The sequence below is a fragment of the Streptomyces sp. NBC_00090 genome (assembly GCF_045160815.1).
In the GTDB taxonomy this organism is placed as follows: domain Bacteria; phylum Actinomycetota; class Actinomycetes; order Streptomycetales; family Streptomycetaceae; genus Streptomyces.
Genome location: NZ_CP108224.1, coordinates 6,678,691 through 6,700,122 on the forward strand (window position 1 = coordinate 6,678,691; position 21,432 = coordinate 6,700,122).

At 70.9% G+C, this 21,432-nt stretch carries 22 protein-coding genes; 17 read left to right on the plus strand and 5 right to left on the minus strand.

The genetic code is table 11. The features are described 5' to 3' along the window. Positions 1-9 precede the first annotated feature (9 nt). Positions 10-810 (plus strand): inositol monophosphatase family protein, encoded by an 801-nt coding sequence (locus OG361_RS29935; RefSeq protein ID WP_405862520.1) that lies wholly within the window; start codon positions 10-12, stop codon positions 808-810. Between the two features lie 88 nt (positions 811-898). On the opposite strand, the gene OG361_RS29940 is transcribed toward OG361_RS29935, so the two are convergent. After that, a complete protein-coding gene (locus OG361_RS29940; RefSeq protein WP_384577656.1) occupies positions 899-1,072 on the minus strand; it encodes a hypothetical protein in 174 nt (57 codons plus the stop codon). Positions 1,073-1,459: 387 nt separating this feature from the next. Here OG361_RS29940 and OG361_RS29945 point away from each other — a divergent pair, with 387 nt between their 5' ends. The 4 genes from OG361_RS29945 to OG361_RS29960 all read left to right on the plus strand — a co-directional run bounded on the left by OG361_RS29945 (position 1,460) and on the right by OG361_RS29960 (position 5,148). After that, positions 1,460-2,113 carry a response regulator transcription factor gene (locus OG361_RS29945; protein WP_017237674.1) on the plus strand — a complete coding sequence of 218 codons (654 nt, stop codon included), beginning with the start codon at positions 1,460-1,462 and terminating at the stop codon, positions 2,111-2,113. A 4-nt stretch (positions 2,114-2,117) separates the two neighbouring features. Then, positions 2,118-3,356: a sensor histidine kinase gene (locus OG361_RS29950; protein ID WP_405858430.1), complete on the plus strand. Its 1,239-nt coding sequence runs from the start codon at positions 2,118-2,120 to the stop codon at positions 3,354-3,356. A 394-nt stretch (positions 3,357-3,750) separates the two neighbouring features. Beyond that, positions 3,751-4,047, plus strand: a complete 297-nt coding sequence (locus tag OG361_RS29955; RefSeq protein WP_003955561.1) for a DUF4193 domain-containing protein — start codon at positions 3,751-3,753, stop codon at positions 4,045-4,047. Positions 4,048-4,059: 12 nt separating this feature from the next. After that, positions 4,060-5,148, plus strand: a complete 1,089-nt coding sequence (locus tag OG361_RS29960; protein ID WP_405858434.1) for a hypothetical protein — start codon at positions 4,060-4,062, stop codon at positions 5,146-5,148. Positions 5,149-5,351: 203 nt separating this feature from the next. On the opposite strand, the gene OG361_RS29965 is transcribed toward OG361_RS29960, so the two are convergent. Continuing rightward, positions 5,352-5,828, minus strand: coding sequence for a DUF3093 domain-containing protein (locus tag OG361_RS29965; RefSeq protein ID WP_384577659.1), 477 nt, complete (start codon positions 5,826-5,828; stop codon positions 5,352-5,354). A 178-nt stretch (positions 5,829-6,006) separates the two neighbouring features. On the opposite strand from OG361_RS29965, the gene OG361_RS29970 reads away from it, so the two are divergent. The 8 genes from OG361_RS29970 (at position 6,007) to OG361_RS30005 (ending at position 13,407) form a co-directional block, all read left to right on the plus strand. Further along, the gene (locus tag OG361_RS29970) at positions 6,007-6,591 is read left to right on the plus strand and encodes a PaaI family thioesterase (protein ID WP_024758523.1); all 585 of its coding nucleotides are present in this window, start codon (positions 6,007-6,009) and stop codon (positions 6,589-6,591) included. After that, positions 6,591-7,103: a dUTP diphosphatase gene (gene dut / locus OG361_RS29975; RefSeq protein WP_384577651.1), complete on the plus strand. Its 513-nt coding sequence runs from the start codon at positions 6,591-6,593 to the stop codon at positions 7,101-7,103. The genes OG361_RS29970 and dut overlap by 1 nt, the downstream gene beginning before the upstream one ends. A gap of 1 nt (position 7,104) precedes the next feature. After that, complete coding sequence (locus OG361_RS29980) at positions 7,105-7,872, plus strand: DUF3710 domain-containing protein (protein WP_405858436.1); 768 nt, start codon at positions 7,105-7,107, stop codon at positions 7,870-7,872. Positions 7,873-8,081: 209 nt separating this feature from the next. After that, positions 8,082-8,750: an ABC transporter ATP-binding protein gene (locus OG361_RS29985; protein WP_384577658.1), complete on the plus strand. Its 669-nt coding sequence runs from the start codon at positions 8,082-8,084 to the stop codon at positions 8,748-8,750. Positions 8,751-8,873: 123 nt separating this feature from the next. Beyond that, on the plus strand, positions 8,874-11,420 hold the full coding sequence (locus OG361_RS29990) for a DUF4118 domain-containing protein (RefSeq protein ID WP_405858438.1): 2,547 nt from the start codon (positions 8,874-8,876) through the stop codon (positions 11,418-11,420). Positions 11,421-11,513: 93 nt separating this feature from the next. After that, complete coding sequence (locus OG361_RS29995; protein ID WP_405858440.1) at positions 11,514-12,200, plus strand: response regulator; 687 nt, start codon at positions 11,514-11,516, stop codon at positions 12,198-12,200. 58 nt (positions 12,201-12,258) lie between these two features. Beyond that, on the plus strand, positions 12,259-12,657 hold the full coding sequence (locus tag OG361_RS30000) for an OB-fold nucleic acid binding domain-containing protein (protein WP_405858441.1): 399 nt from the start codon (positions 12,259-12,261) through the stop codon (positions 12,655-12,657). A gap of 3 nt (positions 12,658-12,660) precedes the next feature. Next, entirely contained in the window at positions 12,661-13,407 is a 747-nt protein-coding gene (locus OG361_RS30005; RefSeq protein WP_405858443.1) for a DUF3159 domain-containing protein, read from the plus strand. A gap of 121 nt (positions 13,408-13,528) precedes the next feature. Here the strand turns inward: OG361_RS30005 and OG361_RS30010 are convergent, their stop codons facing one another. Continuing rightward, positions 13,529-14,206 (minus strand): potassium channel family protein, encoded by a 678-nt coding sequence (locus OG361_RS30010; protein WP_384577639.1) that lies wholly within the window; start codon positions 14,204-14,206, stop codon positions 13,529-13,531. Continuing rightward, entirely contained in the window at positions 14,206-14,874 is a 669-nt protein-coding gene (locus OG361_RS30015) for a potassium channel family protein (protein ID WP_384577637.1), read from the minus strand. Before OG361_RS30015 ends, OG361_RS30010 begins: the two co-directional genes overlap by 1 nt. Before the next feature lie 234 nt (positions 14,875-15,108). Here OG361_RS30015 and OG361_RS30020 point away from each other — a divergent pair, with 234 nt between their 5' ends. After that, complete coding sequence (locus OG361_RS30020; RefSeq protein WP_405858445.1) at positions 15,109-17,160, plus strand: APC family permease; 2,052 nt, start codon at positions 15,109-15,111, stop codon at positions 17,158-17,160. A gap of 58 nt (positions 17,161-17,218) precedes the next feature. Further along, positions 17,219-18,562, plus strand: a complete 1,344-nt coding sequence (locus OG361_RS30025) for a class I SAM-dependent RNA methyltransferase (protein WP_405858447.1) — start codon at positions 17,219-17,221, stop codon at positions 18,560-18,562. 461 nt (positions 18,563-19,023) lie between these two features. Here the strand turns inward: OG361_RS30025 and OG361_RS30030 are convergent, their stop codons facing one another. Further along, positions 19,024-19,155, minus strand: a complete 132-nt coding sequence (locus OG361_RS30030; RefSeq protein WP_405858449.1) for a hypothetical protein — start codon at positions 19,153-19,155, stop codon at positions 19,024-19,026. Between the two features lie 361 nt (positions 19,156-19,516). Between OG361_RS30030 and OG361_RS30035 the strand changes: the two genes are divergently transcribed. Both OG361_RS30035 and OG361_RS30040 read left to right on the plus strand, forming a co-directional pair. After that, positions 19,517-20,509 (plus strand): DUF6083 domain-containing protein, encoded by a 993-nt coding sequence (locus OG361_RS30035; protein WP_405858450.1) that lies wholly within the window; start codon positions 19,517-19,519, stop codon positions 20,507-20,509. 130 nt (positions 20,510-20,639) lie between these two features. Further along, a complete protein-coding gene (locus OG361_RS30040; RefSeq protein ID WP_405858452.1) occupies positions 20,640-21,362 on the plus strand; it encodes a hypothetical protein in 723 nt (240 codons plus the stop codon). Positions 21,363-21,432: the final 70 nt, after the last annotated feature.

Below are 21,432 nucleotides of genomic sequence, written 5' to 3' on the forward strand. Positions count from 1 at the left end.
GTGACCGACGTGACCGACCCACTGCTCACCGAACTGCTCGACCTCGGCCTGGAGGCCGCCCGGCGGGCCGGAGCGCTGCTGCGCGACGGCCGGCCGGACGACCTGGCCGTGGCGAAGACCAAGTCGAGCCCCATCGACGTGGTCACCGAGATGGACATCGCCGCCGAGAAACTGATCACCGGCTTCCTCGCCGAGCACCGCCCGCAGGACGGCTTCCTCGGCGAGGAGGGTGCGTCGAGCCCCGGGACGAGCGGGATCCGCTGGGTCATCGACCCGCTCGACGGCACGGTGAACTACCTGTACGGCCTGCCCACCTGGGCGGTCTCGATCGCCGCCGAGCGGGACGGCGAGACCGTGGTCGGCGTCGTCGACGTCCCGATGCGCGGCGAGACCTACCGGGCGGTCCTCGGCGGCGGCGCGTACGCGGGGGAGCGGCGCCTCGCCGCCCGCCCCTCGCCCGAGCTCGACCAGGCCCTCGTGGGCACCGGCTTCGGGTACATCCAGTCCCGGCGCGCCCACCAGGCCGACGTCGCCCAGCGCGTGATCCCGCGCGTCCGGGACATCCGCCGGGGAGGCTCGGCCGCGATCGACCTGTGCGACGTCGCCGCCGGCCGCCTCGACGCGTACTACGAGCGCGGCCTCAACCCCTGGGACCTGGCGGCGGGGGCGCTCATCGCCCGCGAGGCGGGCGCCCTGACGGGTGGCCGACCGGGGGAGCCGGAGTCGGGCGAGCTGACCGTGGCGGCCTCGCCGGGCGTCTTCGCGCCGCTCCAGGAGCTCCTGGAGGAGCTCGGGGCCTGGCACGACTAGACCGGAGCCGCCCTCCCGTCAGGAGGACGTGCGAGGGCCCCGGAGCCTGGACGGCTCCGGGGCCCTCGCACGCGTGGGTCGGGTCGGGTCAGACGCCCGGCGCGGCGACCTCCACGCCGTGCTCGGCGGCCAGGCGGTGCAGGTCCTCCAGCTCCGCCAGCTCGACGTCCGCGAGGAAGTCGTCGCCCGTCTCACGAGCGTGCGTGAGGTCAGTCTGAGCGGCCCTGATCCGGTGCAGCAGTCCTGCGGTGAAAGCGTCCATCGTGCGCCCCCTCGTCGTGGGTCCGGTGGCACGGGGGTGTGCCGAGGGTGGGTGGATCACACACTGCTGCCTCTGGGGGACAGAAGGCGGTAGGTGGCGCGCCACATACAGGGCGTGATCACGGGGTGTGCAGACGTCCTCCCCACCCGCTTCCGGGCAGAAACCTCAACTGGCCCGTGAATCAGGTGAATTCTTCGTGGGCCACCGTTCGAGGGGTCAAACGCCCGACCGTGCGCCCCCTCCTCACCACCCCCCACGCCCCGCCCCCAGCACAGCCGTCTTACAGCCGGTTTACGCGCGTACGGGGCAGGATGGACACGCACAGTCAGTGCTCAGGTTTTCAGCCGGTCTCCCTGCGGGCGGCGGCTCAAAGGGAAGGAATACGACGTGCGCGTACTCGTCGTCGAGGACGAGCAGCTGCTCGCCGATGCGGTGGCCACCGGACTGCGCCGGGAGGCCATGGCGGTCGACGTCGTGTACGACGGCGCCGCCGCCCTGGAGCGCGTCGGGGTGAACGACTACGACGTCGTCGTCCTCGACCGCGACCTCCCGCTCGTCCACGGCGACGACGTCTGCCGCAAGATCGTCGAGCTCGGCATGCCCACGCGCGTGCTGATGCTCACCGCGTCCGGCGACGTCAGCGACCGGGTCGAGGGCCTGGAGCTCGGCGCGGACGACTACCTCCCCAAGCCCTTCGCCTTCACCGAGCTCACCGCGCGCGTGCGCGCCCTCGGCCGGCGCACCACCGTGCCGCTCCCGCCCGTCCTGGAGCGCGCCGGGATCAAGCTCGACCCGAACCGCCGTGAGGTCTTCCGCGAGGGCAAGGAGGTCCAGCTCGCGCCGAAGGAGTTCGCCGTCCTCGAAGTCCTCATGCGCAGCGAGGGCGCCGTCGTCTCGGCCGAGCAGCTCCTGGAGAAGGCCTGGGACGAGAACACCGACCCCTTCACCAACGTGGTGCGCGTCACCGTCATGACCCTGCGCCGCAAGCTCGGCGAGCCCCCGGTCATCGTCACCGTGCCCGGCTCCGGGTACCGGATCTGACGCGATGGCCACGACTCCCGCGCCCCACCCGCAGGCGCCTCCGAAACCGACCTGGGACCCCCGGGACCCGGTCCGGCCGCTGCTGCGCCCGACCATCCGCATACGACTCACGCTGCTGTACGGCGGGATGTTCCTGATCGCCGGCATCCTGCTGCTCTCGATCATCTACCTCTTCACGGCGCAGACGCTGAGCGACAGCGCCTCCGAGCTTCCCTTCAAGGTCGTCGAGGGCAAGGTCCAGCCGACCACCTCCTGGTGTCAGCTGCCCGTCCAGGGGACCGGGGAACAGCTCAACGAAGCCGTCTCGGTCTGTCTGCGGCACCAGAGCGACCTGGCCCTGGACGACCTCCTGCGCCGCTCGCTCTTCGCCCTGCTCGGCCTGAGCATCATCGCCTTCGCCTTCGGCTACGCCATGGCGGGCCGGGTGCTCTCCCCGCTCGGCCGGATCACCCGCACCGCCCGCCAGGTGGCCGGGTCCGACCTGGCCCGCCGGATCGAGCTGGACGGCCCCGACGACGAGCTCAAGGAGCTCGCCGACACCTTCGACGAGATGCTGGAGCGCCTGGAGCGCGCCTTCACCGCCCAGCAGCGGTTCGTCGCCAACGCCTCGCACGAGCTGCGCACCCCGCTCGCGATCAACCGCACGCTCCTGGAGGTCCACCTCTCGGACCCCGGGGCGCCGGTGGAGCTCCAACAGCTCGGCAAGACCCTGCTCGCCACCAACGAGCGCAGCGAACAGCTCGTCGAGGGCCTGCTGCTGCTCGCCAGGAGCGACAACCAGATCATCGAGCGCAAACCCGTCGACCTCGCCGAGGTCGCCTCCCGCGGCATCGACCAGACGCACGCCGAGGCCGTGGCCAAGGGCGTCGAGATCAGGGGCGAGCGCGCGCCCGCGGTGGTCCAGGGCAACGGCGTACTGCTGGAGCGGATCGCGCTGAACCTGCTCCAGAACGCCGTCAGGTACAACGTGCCGGAAGGAGGCTGGGTGGAGGTCACCACCGAGATCGAGGACGGCCAGGCGGTCCTGGTCGTGTCGAACACGGGACCGGTGGTCCCCGCGTACGAGATCGACAACCTCTTCGAACCGTTCCGGCGGCTCCGGCAGGAGCGCACCGGCAGTGACAAGGGGGTCGGCCTCGGCCTGTCGATCGCGCGGTCCGTGGCGCGGGCGCACGGCGGCCGTATCATCGCGGAGCCCCGCGAGGGCGGTGGTCTCGTGATGCGCGTCACTCTGCCGATCTGACACACTGCACGAGCCGACCGGTTCCGTTCGCTTTGCGCGGAATTCCCGGGCCCTGATTCTGAGACGCTCATGTGTGATCGATCACAGGAGAGGGTGTCCGGACCTCCACTCTCCGTGACCGAGAAATCCCTCGGAAAACCAGGAAAAGTCCGGGTTTCCGGGGCCCGGAATGACGGGAAGTACACGGGGTGGCGCCTGTGAAGGGCGCCCGGAGGACCGTGTACGGTCCGGTTCGCCACCCGAAGCCGATCACTCATGAGAGGGCGCGACGGGTGTCGATTGAGTAACAGACCTTGATGTGAGGCAAAATCTCCGCCTCAGGTCGGGCACAAGTCCGACCTCTCACGCGTTACGTGCGCTGAGACACCGCAACCACCCAGAGGGGGAGAGCGACATGGCAACGGATTACGACACCCCACGCAAGACCGACGACGACGTCGACTCGGACAGCCTTGAAGAACTGAAGGCTCGCCGGAACGACAAGTCGACCTCGACGGTCGACGTCGACGAGTTCGAGGCCGCGGAAGGCCTGGAGCTGCCCGGCGCCGACCTTTCGAACGAGGAGCTCGCCGTTCGGGTCCTGCCCAAGCAGGCCGACGAGTTCACGTGCATGAGCTGCTTCCTCGTGCACCACCGGAGCCAGCTGGCCCGGGAGAAGAACGGTCAGCCGATCTGCCGCGACTGCGACTGAGACTGCTCGGCCGTGGCAGGCGACACACCGTCCCGGAAGCGGCGTCTGCGGCTCCCTGGGAGCTCGGAGACGGACAAGGGCGGCACAAGCCCGGCAGAGGGTGCCCAGAAGGCCCCTGAAGCCGAGCGGGCCGCCCCCCTGCCCTCCCCCGGTGCACGTGACGACGAGCGGGGCCGTTCGGCCTCGCTCGAAGCAGTCGTCGCGGACATCGAGGCGGTAACCGGTTCGCGTGTCGAGCCGGCTGCCGGTTCGGGCACCGGACCGGATTCGGCACGGCTCCCCGCGGAGCGGGCCGAGGTCCGGGCCTCGGCGCGCCAGGCCCGCCTGGACGCCGTCAAACGGCTGGCCAACCCCGCGCGGGCCCAGCTGGACAGAATAAAGATCGACTCCGACCGTATCGAGGCCGTCCGGCGCGGCGTCGCGCAGAGCGTCAGGGACGGCGTGAGGCGCGGCGGCGACAGCGCCAAGGCCGGCATCGGCCATCTGGCGGATCGGTTGATCGACCTCGCCCCGCGGATCCCGGTCCGCGACCTGGCGACCCTGCGCAGACACTTCCCCGGGCTCGGACCCGAGGCGATCGCCGACAAACTCGTCATGGGCGCCGCGAACGCGAGCTCGACCGTCGGCGCGGGCGTCGGCGCCGCCGCCATGCTTCCCGTACCCCCGGCCATGCCGGCCGAACTGGCGGCCGAGATCACCGGCGTCGCCGCCGTCGAGCTCAAGCTCATCGCCGAACTTCACGAGGTGTACGGACTGCGGCCGCCAGGCCGGATCACACAGCGCTCGACCGCCTATCTGACCTCCTGGGCCGAGGAGCGGGGCATCGACCCCACCAGGCCCACCACCGTCAACGCGGCACTCGGCGGGCAGCTCAAGCGCGAGCTGCGCCAGCAGATCATGAAGCGCATGGTGCGCAACCTGCCGAACCTCATGCCCTTCATGGTCGGCGCCGCCGTCGGCGCGGTCATGAACCGGCGCGACACCAAGAAGCTCGCGGAGCACATCCGCAAGGACCTGCGAGCCCGCCAGATCCCCTGGGACGACCTCCCCGAGCTGCCCCCGCTGGACCAGCCCGAGAACCCCAAGGAGATCGGCTTCTAGCTCTCCCCGCCGGGCCGGTCACCACCACCGCCCGGGCGGGGCGGCCCGACGGCGACCTCGGCGCGCGTACGGACTCCTGGGACGGGCCCAGGCGCCTCCCGGGACTGGCTTGCCCAGGCGCGGTCCAGCGCCTCCTGGGACGGGCTGCCCAGCGCGTACCAGCGCCTCCTGGGACGGGCTCAGGCGTGTACGACCCGGCCGGGTCAGGCTTCGGCGCGTACGGACTCCAGCGCCTCCACGAGCGCCTCCGGCGCACGGCTGGACAGGTACACGTACGGCGTCGGGTCCGCCGGGTCCGTGACCTCGACACGTACCGCCCCCGGCACGTAACTGCGCATCACCATGAAGGCGCGCGGGTCGGCCTTGTACGAGCGCCAGGCGCGCGCCTCCTCCGCGTCCAGGACCTCGGCCGCCCCGAGTGCCGAGACCGGGATCCGCGCCTCGCCCGCCACCAGCGAACCGGCCACCACCCGGATCCGGGCGGAGCCGTACGAGGAGACCGCCGCCCCGGCGAGCACCGCCGCCACGATCACCCCGCCCAGCATCGGGACCGCCCCCATCGGGGACATGACCAGACCGCCGGACAGACCGAGCAGGCCCGCGATCACCCACCACGAACGGGGAGCCGTCAGCCGCTCGTCGAAGCGCGGCGCGGCCGCCGCCGAGGCCGGGGCCGTCACCTGGGACGATTCGGCGGGCGCCCCGACGGGCTCCCCGACGGAGGTCTCGACGGACGACTCGGCGGACAGCCCGGGCGAAGGCTCGGAGGAGGGGGCGGGGGACGGCGCGGAAGGCTGCATGCGTCCAAGCTTGGCACGGCGCGACCCGCGCCCGGCCGCGCGGGTAAGGTCTGCGCCTGTGACTGCAACATCTGCCGCCCTCACCCCGCCGGCCGACGCCATACCGCCGGTGCGCCACCCCGACGCGCCGGCCCCCGGCGAGCTGCTCGGTTCGCACTACGAGTACTGCTTCGGGTGCGGCGGCGGCCAGCCCCACGGCCTGCACCTGGAGGCGCGGGCGGGCGAGGGCGTGACCGTCACCGCCGAGTTCACCGTGACCCCCGACCACCAGGGCGCCCCCGGCCTCGCGCACGGCGGCGTCCTCGCCACCGCGCTCGACGAGACCCTCGGCTCCCTGAACTGGCTGCTGCGGGTCATCGCCGTGACCGGCAGACTGGAAACCGACTTCGCGCGTCCCGTCCCGGTGGGCACCGTGCTCCACCTGGAGGCCGCGGTCACCGCCGTGCACGGCCGCAAGATCTTCTCGACCGCCGTCGGCCGGATCGGCGGGCCCGAGGGCCCCGTCGCCGTCCGCGCGGACGCCCTCTTCGTCGAGGTCAAGGTCGACCACTTCATCGACAACGGCCGGCCGGAGGAGATCCAGGCGGCCATGTCCGACCCCGACCAGGTCCGGCGCGCCCGCGCCTTCGAGGTGAACCCCTGATGAGCAAGCCCATCGACGTACTGATCCGGCTCCTGGACCCCGAGGTGCCGGTCCCGGCCTACGGGCACCCCGGCGACGCCGGCGCCGACCTCGTGACCACCGAGGCCGCCGTCCTCGCCCCCGGGGAGCGCGCCGTGCTGCCCACCGGGGTCTCCATCGCGCTGCCGGACGGGTACGCCGCCTTCGTGCACCCCCGCTCCGGCCTGGCCGCCCGCTGCGGAGTCGCCCTGGTGAATGCCCCGGGGACGGTGGATGCCGGGTACCGTGGAGAGATCAAAGTGATCGTGGTCAATCTCGACCCGCGCGAGAGCGTGCGGTTCGAGCGGTTCGACCGGATTGCCCAACTGGTCGTCCAGCAGGTCGAGAAGGTGCGCTTCCACGAGGTGGCGGAGCTTCCCGGCTCGGCGCGGGCCGAGGGGGGCTTCGGGTCCACCGGCGGCCATGCCGCCGTGGACGGCTCAACGGGTGGGAATCGATACGCTTCGGTCGTATCCGACCGGGAAGGACAGTGACGTGTTCGGACGTCGCAAGAAGAGCGGTGCCGCTGAGGACGCAGCGGGCGAGGCCGAGCAGGGCGTCGAGGAGGTCGAGGCCGGCGACGGCGCATCGGCCGAGGCGCCGCGTCGGGTGAACCTTCCGCCTGCGCCCCGGCCCGACGGACCGTGGGACATCTCCGAGGTCTCCACGCCGGAGGACGGCCGGGTCGACCTCGGTGGCGTCTTCGTGCCCGGAGTCGAGGGCATGGAGCTGCGGGTCGAGGTGGCGGGTGACGCGATCGTCGCGGCCACCGTCGTCCTGCGCGACAGCGCCGTGCAGCTCCAGGCCTTCGCCGCCCCGAAGAACGAGGGCATCTGGGGCGAGGTCCGCGACGAGATCGCGACCGGCATCATCCAGCAGGGCGGTGTCATCGACGAGGTCGAGGGCCCCCTCGGCTGGGAACTGCGGGCCCAGGTGCCCGTGCAGCTGCCGGACGGCAACCGCGGCGTACAGCTGGTGCGCTTCGTGGGCGTCGACGGGCCCCGCTGGTTCCTGCGCGGAGTGATCTCCGGGCAGGGCGCGGTGCAGCCCGAGGCCGCCGGACTCCTCGAACAGATCGTGCGGGACACCGTGATCGTCCGCGGTGACGGTCCCATGGCCCCGCGCGACCCGATCGTCCTCAAGCTCCCGAACGACGCGCAGATGGTGCCGGACGGTGTCCAGCAGGAGGAGCAGGCGAACTCGCGCTTCTCCGGCGGCATGGGGCAGCTCCAGCGCGGCCCGGAGGTCACCGAGATCCGCTGAGCCGCGATTCCGATTCGGAACGTTGATGGTGGGCCGCTTCCCGTACGACTCGTACGGGAAGCGGCCCACGGTCGTTTCCGGGTCTGGCCCTGGGGCCCGGCCGCGGACCATACTGGCGGGCGCATGTGTTCGAGGAGGGGGAGTACAGGGTGAGTGAGAGCAGCACGCGATCCGCGACGGCCGTCGCCGAGGACCCGGCCGGCCTGCCGATGGTCCGCGTCGAGGACCTCCGCCGCTCGTACGGCACGGGCGAGGCCGCCGTCCACGCCCTGCGCGGGGTCTCCTTCGACATCCCGCGCGGCGAGCTCGTCGCCCTCAAGGGCCGCTCGGGATCCGGCAAGACGACGCTGCTCAATCTCGTGGGCGGCCTCGACAGCGCCGACGGGGGCCGGATCGTCATCGACGGCACCGACCTCTCCACGCTCGGCGAGAACGGGCTCCTCGAGCTGCGCCGGGACCGGATCGGCTTCATCTTCCAGTCCTTCGGGCTCCTCCCGATCCTCTCCGCCGCCGAGAACGTGGGCGTACCCCTGCGGCTGCGGAAGGCCGATCCGAAGGAGCGCGAGGAGCGGGTCGCCCTGCTGCTCTCCCTCGTGGGCCTCGCCGACCACGCTGCCCAGCGGCCCGGGGAGCTCTCCGGCGGCCAGCAGCAGCGGGTCGCCATCGCCCGCGCCCTCGCCAACAAGCCGGCCCTGCTGATCGCCGACGAGCCGACCGGGCAGCTGGACGCGGAGACCGGGCTCGCCGTCATGGAGCTGCTGCGCGCGGTGGTGCGCAGCGAGGGCTGCACGGCCCTGGTCGCCACGCACGACCCCCAGCTCCTGGGCCTGGCGGACCGGGTCCTGGAGCTGAGCGACGGCGAGATCATCGAGCACTGACGGGCCGGGCGGCGGGCCGGGTGGCCGTCCCGCCGACGTCCGGACATCAGAATCACGTCAATACCGCCCCGGGGCCTCTCCCGGTGCGCGGAATGTCCGATTGGCTGGACGTATGGTCATGCCATGGGACGCGGCAAGCTTCGGATCTACCTCGGCGCTGCGCCGGGCGTCGGCAAGACGTACGCGATGCTCTCCGAGGGACACCGCCGGGTGGAGCGCGGCACGGACTGCGTGGTGGCCTTCGTGGAGCACCACGGACGGCCGCGTACGGAGGTGATGCTGCACGGCCTGGAGCAGGTGCCGCGGCGGACCCTGGAGTACCGGGGGGCCACCTTCACCGAGATGGACGTCGACGCGGTCCTGGCCAGGAAGCCCGCCGTCGCCCTCGTCGACGAGCTCGCCCACACGAACGTCCCCGGCTCCCGGAACCCGAAGCGCTGGCAGGACGTGGCCGAGCTCCTCGCCGCCGGCATCGACGTCGTATCGACCGTGAACATCCAGCACCTGGAGTCCCTGGGCGACGTCGTCGAGTCGATCACGGGCGTACGGCAGAAGGAGACCGTCCCGGACGAGGTCGTCCGCCGGGCCGACCAGATCGAGCTGGTCGACATGTCCCCGGAGGCCCTCCGGCGCCGGATGGCGCACGGCAACGTGTACACCTCGGACAAGGTCGACGCGGCCCTCTCCAACTACTTCCGCCCCGGCAACCTCACCGCCCTGCGCGAGCTGGCCCTGCTCTGGACGGCCGACCGGGTCGACGAGTACCTCCAGCGGTACCGGGGCGAGCACAACATCCGCTCCACCTGGCAGGCCAGGGAGCGCATCGTCGTCGGCCTCACCGGCGGTCCCGAGGGCCGCACGCTCATACGGCGGGCCACCCGGCTGGCCGAGAAGGGCGCGGGCGGCGAGGTCCTCGCCGTCTACATCGCCCGCAGCGACGGCCTCACCGCGGCCTCGCCCAAGGAGCTGGCCGTCCAGCGGACCCTCGTCGAGGATCTCGGCGGAACGTTCCACCACGTCATCGGCGACGACATCCCCTCCGCGCTGCTGGAGTTCGCGCGCGGGGTCAACGCCACCCAGATCGTCCTCGGCTCCAGCCGCCGCCGCACCTGGCAGTACATACTCGGCCCCGGCGTCGGCCAGACCGTGGCCCGGGACTCCGGGCCCGACCTCGACGTCCACATCGTCACCCACAGCGAGGTCGCCAAGGGGCGGGGCCTGCCGGTCTCGCGCGGGGCGCGCCTCGGACGGTCCCGGATCCTCGGCGGCTGGCTCGTCGGCGTCGCCGGGCCCGTCCTCCTGGCCCTGCTCCTCACGCACGTCGACGCCGACCTCGGCCTCGCCAACGACATGCTGCTCTTCCTCGCGCTGACCGTCGCCGCCGCGATGCTCGGCGGGTTCCTGCCCGCGCTCGCCTCGGCGGCGGCCGGATCCCTGCTCCTGAACTGGTTCTTCACCCCGCCCGTCCACCGGATCACCATCGCCGACCCCAAGAACATCGTCGCCCTCGCCGTCTTCCTCGGCGTCGCGATGGCGGTCGCCTCCGTGGTGGACCTGGCCGCCCGCCGCACCCATCAGGCCGCCCGGCTCCGCGCCGAGGCCGAGGTGCTGTCGTACCTCGCCGGCAGTGTGCTGCGCGGCGAGACCAGCCTCGACGCCCTCCTCGAACGGGTCCGCGAGACCTTCTCGATGGAGACGGTGACGCTGCTGGAGCGGGCGGACGAGGTCGAGCCGTGGACGCAGGCCGCGAGCGTGGGACCCCACCCGGTCGCCCGGCCGGAGGACGCCGACGTGGACATGCCCGTCGGCGACCGCCTGGCCCTCGCGCTCACCGGCCGGGTCCTCCCGGCGGAGGACCGGCGGGTGCTCGGCGCCTTCGCCGCCCAGGCGGCGGTCGTCCTCGACCGGCAGCGGCTCGTGGGCGAGGCGGAGGAGGCCAGGAAGCAGGCCGAGGGCAACAAGATCCGTACGTCCCTGCTGGCCGCCGTCAGCCACGACCTGCGGACCCCGCTCGCGAGCATCAAGGCCTCCGTCTCCTCCCTCCGCTCCGACGACGTCGAATGGTCCGAGCAGGACCGCGGCGAGCTCCTGGAGGGCATCGAGGCCGGCGCCGACCGCCTCGACCACCTCGTCGGCAACCTCCTCGACATGTCCCGCCTGCAGACCGGCACCGTCACCCCGCTGATCCGCACGGTCGACCTCGACGAGGTCGTCCCGATGGCCCTCGGGGGAGTGCCGGACGGCAGCGCCGAGCTCGACATACCCGAGACGCTGCCGATGGTCGACGTCGACAAGGGCCTCCTGGAGCGGGCCGTCGCCAACATCGTCGAGAACGCCGTGAAGTACAGCCCGGAGGGCGTACCGGTGGTGGTCGCCGCCAGCACCCTGGGCGAACGGGTCGAGCTGCGCGTCGTGGACCGCGGCCCCGGGGTGCCCGACGAGAGCAAGGACGGCATCTTCGAGCCGTTCCAGCGCTTCGGCGACGCTCCCCGCGGCGCCGGCGTCGGACTGGGCCTCGCGGTCGCCCGCGGCTTCGTCGAGGCCATGGGCGGAACCCTCTCCGCCGAGGACACCCCGGGCGGCGGGCTGACCATGGTGCTCACCTTCAGGGCCGTACGGGGCGGGGCCCCGGCGCCGCCCGCCGACCTCCCGGCGCACGCCGTGAGCTGAACCGCGCGCACCGCGCACCGCGACCCGGTCCCGTACCGCTCCCTGCGGTGCCTGTCCCCGTACCGCCCCACCGAAGAAGGAAGGTCCCCCTCCATGACCCGGGTCCTCGTGGTCGACGACGAGCCACAGATCGTCCGCGCCCTGGTGATCAACCTCAAGGCGCGGAAGTACGAGGTCGACGCCGCACCCGACGGCGCCACCGCCCTCCGGCTGGCCGCCGAACGCCACCCCGACGTCGTCGTCCTCGACCTCGGCCTGCCCGACATGGACGGCGTCGAGGTCATCAAGGGCCTGCGCGGCTGGACGAGGGTGCCGATCCTCGTCCTCTCCGCACGGCAGACCTCCGACGAGAAGGTCGAGGCGCTCGACGCGGGCGCCGACGACTACGTCACCAAGCCCTTCGGCATGGACGAGCTGCTCGCGCGGCTGCGCGCGGCCGTGCGCCGCGCCGAGCCGGTCGGCGGCGTCGAGGACGGGGTCGTGGTCGTCGAGACCGAGGGCTTCACCGTCGACCTGGCCGCGAAGAAGGTCAACCGCGGAGGACGGGACGTCCGGCTCACCCCCACCGAGTGGCACCTCCTGGAGGTCCTCGTCCGCAACGGCGGGCGGCTGGTCAGCCAGAAGCAGCTCCTCCAGGAGGTCTGGGGCCCCTCGTACGGGACGGAGACCAACTACCTCCGGGTGTACATGGCGCAGCTGCGGCGCAAGCTGGAGGCCGACCCCTCGCACCCCCGCCATTTCGTCACCGAACCGGGCATGGGCTACCGCTTCGAACGGTGAAGCGAACGTCGTGCGTACAGCCGCTCCTCGTGGAGGTGGAGGCCGGTACGCTTTCTGTATGAGTGCTGCACCGCGTACAGAGAAGCCGGCCGGACGGTTCCGCCGGATGCTCGACCGGCTCTCCTCCACCACGGAGGACCTGGAGTCGGAGGAGCTCCAGGAGGACGCCGAGGCCACCGGGTGCACGCGTATCTGTGACTGCTCCGACCGCCAGATAGTCAAGGTGACTGGTACCTTGCGCACGGTCACGCTGCGCCCCCGTGCCGGTGTGCCCGCGCTGGAGGCCGAGCTCTTCGACGGCACGGCCCCGCTGGACGTCGTCTGGCTGGGCCGCCGCTCCATCGTGGGTATCGAGCCGGGCCGCAAGCTGATCGCCTCCGGCCGGATCTCCATGAGCCACGGCCGGCGGGTCCTCTTCAACCCCAAATACGAGCTCCGACCGCTCGGACAGGAGTAGCCGGTGACGTCCCTCGACAAGCCGACCACGGATCAGGACGCCCAGGCCCCGCAGGACGCCCAGGCCTCGAAGGAGGTCACCGAGGCCGCGCTGTTCGAGGCCTTCGGCGGACTGCGGGGCATGATCGAGACGGTCCTGCCCGGCCTGCTCTTCGTCACGATCTTCACGATCAACAAGGACCTGCACATCTCGGCGATCGCCGCGCTCGCGGTCTCGCTGGTCCTGGTCGCCGTCCGGCTGATCCGTCGCGACACCGTCAAGCACGCCTTCAGCGGCGTCTTCGGCGTCGCCTTCGGCGTCGTCTTCGCGATGATGACGGGCAACGCCAAGGACTTCTACCTGCCGGGCATGCTCTACACCCTGGGCCTCGCCCTGGCGTACCTGATCACCACCCTCGCGGGCGTTCCGCTGATCGGCCTGATCCTCGGCCCGGTCTTCAAGGAGAACCTCTCCTGGCGCACCCGCAACCCGGGCCGCAAGAAGGCGTACGCGAAGGCCAGCCTGGCCTGGGGCTTCATCCTGCTCGCCAAGTGCGCGATCCTCTTCCCGATGTACTGGTGGGCCGACACGACCAAGTTCGGCTGGGTCCTGGTCGCCCTGAAGATCCCGCCGTTCCTGCTCGCGGTCTACCTCACCTGGGTCTTCCTCGCGAAGGCGCCGCCGCCGATCGACGTCTTCGCCGAGATGGAGGCCGAGGAGCGCGCCGAGAAGGCCCGCAAGGAAGCCGCGCGGAGCACGCCGGAGGCCTGAGAGCCACCGCTCGAACGCCTTGTACACGTCGTACGCGGAAGGGCCCGGAACCTGGTGACAGGTTCCGGGCCCTTCCCCGTACGAGAGAGATCCGACGAGGCACGAGAGAGCCGGACGAGCTCTACGACTCGGTGGTCTCGCGGCGGACCTGGAGCAGGTCCTCCAGCTGCTCCTCGCGGGCCTGCGCGGCCACGAACAGCAGCTCGTCGCCGGCCTCCAGGGTCTCCTCGGTGCTCGGCGTCAGCACCCGCGAACCGCGGATGATCGTCACCAGCGAGGTGTCCTGGGGCCAGTCCACGTCCCCGACCGAGGTGCCGGCGAGCGCCGACTCCGGCGGCAGCGTCAGCTCGACCAGGTTCGCGTCGCCGTGGCTGAAGCGGAGCAGCCGGACGAGGTCGCCGACGCTCACCGCCTCCTCGACCAGGGCCGACATGAGGCGCGGCGTCGAGACGGCGACGTCCACGCCCCAGGCCTCGGTGAACAGCCACTCGTTCTTCGGGTTGTTCACGCGGGCGACGACCCGCGGCACGCCGTACTCGGTCTTGGCGAGCAGCGAGACGACCAGGTTCACCTTGTCGTCGCCGGTCGCCGCGATCACCACGTTGCAGCGCTGGAGCGCCGCCTCGTCAAGGGAGGTGATCTCACACGCGTCGGCGAGCAGCCACTCCGCCTGCGGCACCCGCTCCACCGAGATGGCCGTGGGGGCCTTGTCGATCAGCAGGACCTCGTGCCCGTTCTCCAGGAGCTCGCCCGCGATGGAACGGCCCACCGCGCCCGCGCCCGCAATAGCGACACGCATCAGTGACCGCCCTCCTCAGGACCCTCGGCGAAGGCCTCCTCGACCTTCGCGATCTCCTCCGTACGCATCATCACGTGCACCAGGTCGCCTTCCTGGAGCACCGTCTGCGAGGTCGGCAGAATCGCTTCGCCCAGTCGGGTGAGGAAAGCGACGCGGACGCCGGTCTCCTCCTGGAGGCGGCTCACCTTGTGCCCGATCCAGGCGGGGGAGGTGTGCACCTCCGCGAGCTGCACGCCGCCGCTCGGGTCGCGCCACAGGGGCTCCGCACCGGAGGGGAGCAGTCGCCGCAGCATCTGGTCGGCGGTCCAGCGGACCGTCGCGACCGTCGGGATCCCGAGGCGCTGGTAGACCTCGGCACGGCGAGGGTCGTAGATCCGCGCCGCCACGTTCTCGATGCCGAACATCTCGCGCGCGACCCGCGCCGCGATGATGTTCGAGTTGTCGCCGCTGCTCACCGCGGCGAAGGCACCGGCCTCTTCGATCCCGGCCTCACGCAGCGTGTCCTGGTCGAACCCCACGCCCGTGACCCGGCGACCGCCGAAACCCGACCCCAGACGACGGAAGGCCGTCGGGTCCTGGTCAACGACCGCGACGGTGTGCCCCTGCTGTTCGAGGGTCTGCGCGAGAGCGGCTCCCACTCGCCCGCAGCCCATGATGACGATGTGCACGTCCCCTTACCCCGCACTCCTGATCGCCTTACTGACCTGCGAAAACACCCTGCTCACAACTTTCCTCGCCCGATCGGCCCGGGCCGCGGCGGGCAACGCCCTGCCGGGTTGCCCGGTCCGAGCTTATGCGGCAACGCTGGCGGGGACCGCATCCGAGGTGGTACTCAGGGAGATTCGGTGCGGATCGGGGGTGCCGGTGCGCATGGCGGATTTCGAACGCTTACGATCCTCTCCGTGTCCAAACTGACCGACGTGCCCAAACGGATCCTCATCGGGCGGGCCCTGCGCAGCGACAAGCTCGGGGAAACCCTTCTCCCGAAGCGCATCGCCCTCCCCGTCTTCGCCTCCGACCCGCTGTCCTCGGTGGCGTACGCACCCGGTGAGGTGCTGCTCGTCCTCTCCGTCGCGGGCCTGTCGGCCTACCACTTCAGCCCCTGGATCGCGCTCGCGGTCGTCGTCCTGATGTTCACGGTCGTCGCCTCGTACCGCCAGAACGTGCACGCGTACCCGAGCGGCGGCGGCGACTACGAGGTCGCCAACACCAACCTCGGGCCGAAGGCCGGACTCACCGTCGCGAGCGCCCTGCTCGTCGACTACGTCCTGACCGTCGCCGTCTCGATCTCCTCGGGCATCGAGAACCTCGGCTCCGCGATCCCCTTCGTCGTCGAGCACAAGGTGGCCTGCGCGGTCGCCGTCATCGTGCTCCTCACGGTGATGAACCTGCGCGGGGTGAAGGAGTCGGGCAGCCTCTTCGCCATCCCGACGTACGTCTTCGTCGCCGGTGTCTTCCTCATGATCGCCTGGGGCGCGTACAAGGGGATCGTCCTCGACGAGACCATGAAGGCCCCCACCGCCGACTTCGAGATCAAGCCCGAGCACCAGGGCCTGGCCGGCTTCGCGCTGTTCTTCCTGCTGCTCCGCGCCTTCTCCTCCGGCTGTGCCGCCCTCACCGGCGTCGAGGCGATCTCCAACGGCGTCCCCGCCTTCCGCAAGCCGAAGTCGAAGAACGCGGCCACCACGCTGTTCCTCATGGGCGGCCTGGCCGTCACCATGTTCTGCGGCATCATCTTCCTGGCCCTTGCCACCGACGTGCGGATGGCCGAGAAGCCCGCCCAGGACCTGCTGCTCAACGGCGAGCCGGTCGGCGAGGGCTACGTCCAGGACCCGGTCATCTCGCAGGTCGCGGCGGCCGTCTTCGGCGACGGGACGTTCCTCTTCGTCGTCCTGGCCGCCGCCACCGCCCTCGTCCTCTTCCTGGCGGCGAACACCGCGTACAACGGCTTCCCGCTCCTCGGCTCGATCCTCGCCCAGGACCGGTACCTGCCGCGCCAGCTGCACACCCGCGGCGACCGCCTCACCTTCTCCAACGGCATCGTGCTCCTCGCCGGCGCCGCCGCGCTCCTCGTCTGGGTCTACGGGGCCGACTCGACCAAGCTGATCCAGCTGTACATCGTCGGCGTCTTCGTCTCCTTCACCCTGAGCCAGATCGGCATGGTCCGGCACTGGAACCGGCACCTGAGGGAGGAGCGGGACCAGGCCAAGCGCCGCCACATGATCCGCTCCCGCGCGATCAACACGTTCGGCGCCTTCTTCACCGGCCTCGTCCTCGTCGTCGTCCTCGCCACCAAGTTCACCCACGGCGCGTGGGTCGCCCTGCTCGGCATGGTGATCTTCTACGGCACGATGTCCGCGATCCGCCGGCACTACGACTCGGTGGCCGCGGAGATCGCCGCCGCCGAGGAACGGCCCGACGAGTACGTCCGCCCCTCCCGCGTCCGCTCCGTCGTCCTGGTCTCCCGGCTCCACAAGCCGACCCTGCGGGCCCTCGCCTACGCCAAGCTGCTGCACGCCAACGAGCTGGAGGCGCTCACCGTCAGCGTCGACCCGGAAGAGACCAAGGCGCTCAAGGAGGAGTGGACCCGGCGCGGCATCAACGTGCCGCTCAAGATCCTCGACTCGCCGTACCGCGAGATCACCCGGCCGGTCGTCGAGTACGTCAAGAACATCCGCCGCGAGAGCCCGCGCGACGCCGTCTCGGTCTACATCCCCGAATACGTCGTCGGCCACTGGTACGAACACCTGCTCCACAACCAGAGCGCTCTCCGCCTCAAGGGCAGGCTCCTCTTCACCCCCGGCGTCATGGTGACCTCCGTCCCGTACCAGCTCCGGTCCTCCGAGGCCGCCAAGAAGCGGGCCCGGAAGCGCCAGGACTGGAACGCGCCGGGATCGGTCCGCCGCGGCCCGGTCGAGAAGGGCCAGAAGGAACCGGCCGCCAAGAGCAACTAGACTGGTGGGCTGCTGTCCCCCAGCAGCCCACCATCTCTTCCTCTTGGAGTCCCCCCGCATGCAGAACGCACCTGTGTCCTCACTCGTCGGGGAGGAATACGAGGTCGAGGTCGGCCCGGTGGCCCACGGCGGCCACTGCATCGCCCGCACCGAGGCGGGCCGCGTCCTCTTCGTCCGGCACGCGCTGCCCGGCGAGAAGGTCGTCGCCCGCGTCACCGAGGGCGAGGAGACCTCCCGCTTCCTGCGCGCCGACGCGATCACGATCCTCGAGCCCTCCAAGGACCGCGTCGAGGCCCCCTGCCCCTTCGCCGGCCCCGGCAAGTGCGGCGGCTGCGACTGGCAGCACGCCAAGCCCGGCGCCCAGCGCCGCCTCAAGGGCGAGGTCATCGCCGAACAGCTGCTGCGACTCGCCGGGCTCACCCCGGAGGAGGCCGGCTGGGACGGCACCGTCATGCCGGCCGAAGGCGACAAGCTGCCGCCGGGCGAGGTCCCGCAGTGGCGCACCCGCGTCCAGTACGCGGTCGACGCCGAAGGCCACGCGGGCCTGCGCAAGCACCGCTCGCACGAGGTCGAGATCATCGACCACTGCATGATCGCCGCCCCGGGCGTCTCGGAGCTCGGCATCGAGAAGCGCACCTGGGAAGGCATGGCCACGGTCGAGGCCATCGCCGCCTCCGGCTCGAACGACCGCCAGGTCATCCTGACCCCGCGCCCCGGCGGCCGCCTCCCCCTGGTCGAACTGGACAAGCCGGTCTCCGTCCTCCGCGTCGACGAGAAGGACGGCGGGGTCCACCGCGTCCACGGCCGCGCCTTCGTCCGCGAGCGCGCCGACGAGCGCACCCACCGCGTCGGCAGCGGCGGCTTCTGGCAGGTCCACCCGAAGGCCGCCGACACCCTCATGAAGGCCGTCATGCAGGGCCTCCTCCCGCGCAAGGGCGACACGGCCCTCGACCTCTACTGCGGCGTCGGCCTCTTCGCGGGCGCCCTCGCGGACCGGGTCGGCGACCAGGGCGCGGTCCTCGGCATCGAGTCGGGCAAGCGCGCGGTCGAGGACGCGCGCCACAACCTGGACGCGTTCCCGCGCGTCCGCATCGAACAGGGCAAGGTCGAATCGGTCCTCCCGCGCACCGGCATCACCGACGTGGACCTCATCGTCCTGGACCCGCCCCGCGCCGGCGCCGGCAAGCAGACCGTCCACCACCTGGCCGGCCTCGGCGCCCGCCGCATCGCCTACGTCGCCTGCGACCCGGCGGCCCTCGCCCGCGACATCTCCTACTTCGCGGACCGCGGCTACCGCGTCCGCACACTCCGCGCCTTCGACCTCTTCCCGATGACGCACCACGTGGAGTGCGTGGCGATTCTGGAGCCGGTCAAGAAGGACGCCAGAGCTAGGGCTTTGTGAGGGCGCTTTATGGGCGGTGTGGGCGTTGCGGGCGATATCTTGGCGCTGAAATGACGCTCGTGACGCTTGTTCTGATGGGTTGTCAGGCACGCTTTTGCTCCCGCCGCCTGGAGGCGTCCCCTGTATCCCCAGCACCCCGACCCCGCTTCTGTTCCTAACCCCTCCTAGTGGGTCACTCCCCGTCATCTCACGGGTTCTCCCACCTTCAGCGCGAGCGTGAAACACGACCTCGTCGCGGTGTTCGCCTCCTCGCTCGCGTCACCTCATCCCGTTCGGCGCCACACGCTTCCCACCCAGTCCGGGCGGTGGCTGACGGTCCAGCGGTCCGAGGGGGACCGCCGCAGGAGGGCTCGCGAACCGCCGCCACGGAACAGCCCCGGGCCTGGATCGCGCCCTGTGCCTCGCCCCACCACGAAGCCCCAGCATCGTGCTGCTCACGCTGGGGCTTCTTGGTGGGGCGCTCAGCCTTCGTAGCCGGTGCCCGGCTCGTAGTCGTCGGGGACGTCCTCGTTCGTCTCGGTGTCCTCGTCGGCCGATGCCTCTTTGGGGGTGATTCCGGGGTCGGCGCCGCTGTAGTCGTCGATCTCGCTCATGTCCCTGCTTTCGGTCGGTGGGATCTGGCACCCGCTCAACGAGCCGTCGCGGCAGGGAGGCGTTCGGCTGGACGTGTGAGTGGGGCGGGCAGAGAGGGGCCGGCCCAGCTCTTCGCTCTGGAGAACGAGGGCCCTGACGACCAAGGCCCGCTCGGTGACGTACCCGAGGAGGGATGAGTGCGTCCGAGCGAGGCGGAGTGGAATGACCTGACCGGACCGCATGCCGAAGAGGCCGGCCCGCGTCGGCGCGGGCCGTGTCTGCTTCGGGCCTCCTTCCGCGCGTGCGGCTTCTCCTGAACCAGGTGTCGTATTCTGCTAGTTCGCTGATCTTCCCGTCGGCATCAGGAATCGGGGCACGACCGTGTCGTTGTTTCTGCATCGTTCGAACCAGACCAAGCTTCTGCGTCGGACCGCCGTGGACCGGTGCAAGTACTGCGGCACGCCCATCGAGTGGTACGAGCGGTACGACAGTCTCCGGATCCCGCTCTCCCCGGAGTTCCCCGCGAGGCCGGTTCCGCCGAAGATGCGCTGGCATCTCAACCGGGGAATCGCCTACCCCGGCGAGGATCCCTACACGAAGTACTGCCGCATTCCTCATCCAGCCGTCTGCCCCGCGGTCGACCACCACGATCTCCCTCCAGAGCTGGAGGACGTTGTCACCCGGCTCGCGGTACGGATGCGCGGCCGGATCGAGCGGGGTGAGTTCACGCCGTACATCGAACCGGTGGAAGAGGAGGAGGTCGCCGGCCCGGACCCTGAGGAGGTCGAGGAGATCCGGCATGTCATCTCGTACTACGGGACTCTGCGGATCGCGCCCTGCGAGATCCATGAGCTCCGGTGCATCGCGACCGAGTCCACGACCGGGCAGCGGTGCGAGAACGGGGTGTTCGACCTCGACGAGGGGAAATGGGAAGAGGTCGAAGTCCCCCACGCTCCCGGCCGGCAGGGTCAGCAGATCTTGTCCACGACGGGTGGTCGCATGTGGGCGTGGGCAGTTCATGACTTCAACTACCTGCGTCGCTGGTGGAAGCAGCACTGCGTGGACCACTACGGGTCCTCGGCGCCCGATCACGTGAAGTTCGAACTGGTGCAGTTCCATCCGCTCATCCATGGCGATTACATCCTCACCCGGCGCCCAGAGGGCTACGAGCGGACTCCGACCGGTCGGGAAATCGTGATTCACGACGGCCCCACCGGCGAGCACACCGTCTGCGCGACGGACGGCTGCTGGCACTCCACCTTCGGCTCGCAACCCGAGGGGTGGCTCTGCTGGAACTGCGACCGTGCAGAGAAGCGCCGCGCACGGGTTCACCGGCAATGGCAGCACCTGGCTGACGGCCACGACACCTCGTGACCGCTGTCACGCGAGAGCCCCGAGACGCCGCGAACGTGGCCCGCGTGCACCTTGTCCGCGGGCGGATTGAATCCGCCTGCCCGCCCCTCCTGGCGCGGATTCGAACGAACTGACGGTTAAGGAGCGTTGCATGGTCGACCACTTCGGCGGATTCGAGTACCTGGCCGGCTCGGAACGTGGCACTCAGTGGGACGAGAGGGTCCCGATCCCCACCCCCTGGGAGGCCTTCACGACCGCTGCCGATCTGACCTTCCGACGTAAGGTCGGTGTGGTCGTCGAACGCGGAACAGCCGAAGCGGCCGTCGGTCGGGACGTTGCCGTCCACGCTGCCGAGCAAGGCATCCCCACCCTGCTCTACACGGCTCATCCGCCCGCGAACTTACCCGACTTGCTCGTCATCGACCCGATTCCGCACCCGACCGCCCAGCACGTCATGGACCGTGTGGCGCGACCGCCTCGGGGCCGGCGGTTCGGACTCGTGGTCATGGAAGGCCATGAACGCCTTCGCCCACGGGAGCGGTACATCCCGGACCAGTACGACCCGATCGACGACCCGATCGATGACCTGGACTACGAGCCGCCCACCGAGGCCGAGGAGCTGCTCTGGTCCCTCCGCGAGATCGCGATCAACACCCCGCTGCTGCTCACCACCACCATCACAACGCAGCCGGACGTGTCGCGCACTCTGGATCAATGGCTCGACGCCGACCATCCCGCCGTCGTGCTCACCGAGATCTGCAAGCCGGTGATCACTCTTCACCGCTCGAACGACCGGACCGTCGACGCGCGGCTTCAGCTTGGCGCCTATGGCCTCCACGGCCGGCGCGTCGCCCTGGACTGGGCCATGCCGTGAGACGGGAGCGGGCTCATGACCGTACGACGACAGGCCTGTGCGGTCCGGTGCGACAGAGGAGTGGGTGCGG

Bases quoted from the DNA above. Each gene is read 5' to 3' on its own strand.
- OG361_RS29995 (WP_405858440.1), top strand. From the start codon at position 11,514: ATGACCCGGGTCCTCGTGGTCGACGACGAGCCACAGATCGTCCGCGCC.
- OG361_RS29955 (WP_003955561.1), top strand. From the start codon at position 3,751: ATGGCAACGGATTACGACACCCCACGCAAGACCGACGACGACGTCGAC.
- OG361_RS30040 (WP_405858452.1), top strand. From the start codon at position 20,640: ATGGTCGACCACTTCGGCGGATTCGAGTACCTGGCCGGCTCGGAACGT.
- OG361_RS30025 (WP_405858447.1), top strand. From the start codon at position 17,219: ATGCAGAACGCACCTGTGTCCTCACTCGTCGGGGAGGAATACGAGGTC.
- OG361_RS29940 (WP_384577656.1), bottom strand. From the start codon at position 1,072: ATGGACGCTTTCACCGCAGGACTGCTGCACCGGATCAGGGCCGCTCAG.
- OG361_RS29950 (WP_405858430.1), top strand. From the start codon at position 2,118: ATGGCCACGACTCCCGCGCCCCACCCGCAGGCGCCTCCGAAACCGACC.
- OG361_RS29985 (WP_384577658.1), top strand. From the start codon at position 8,082: ATGGTCCGCGTCGAGGACCTCCGCCGCTCGTACGGCACGGGCGAGGCC.
- OG361_RS30010 (WP_384577639.1), bottom strand. From the start codon at position 14,206: ATGCGTGTCGCTATTGCGGGCGCGGGCGCGGTGGGCCGTTCCATCGCG.
- OG361_RS29990 (WP_405858438.1), top strand. From the start codon at position 8,874: ATGGGACGCGGCAAGCTTCGGATCTACCTCGGCGCTGCGCCGGGCGTC.
- OG361_RS30000 (WP_405858441.1), top strand. From the start codon at position 12,259: ATGAGTGCTGCACCGCGTACAGAGAAGCCGGCCGGACGGTTCCGCCGG.
- dut (WP_384577651.1), top strand. From the start codon at position 6,591: ATGAGCAAGCCCATCGACGTACTGATCCGGCTCCTGGACCCCGAGGTG.
- OG361_RS30030 (WP_405858449.1), bottom strand. From the start codon at position 19,155: ATGAGCGAGATCGACGACTACAGCGGCGCCGACCCCGGAATCACCCCC.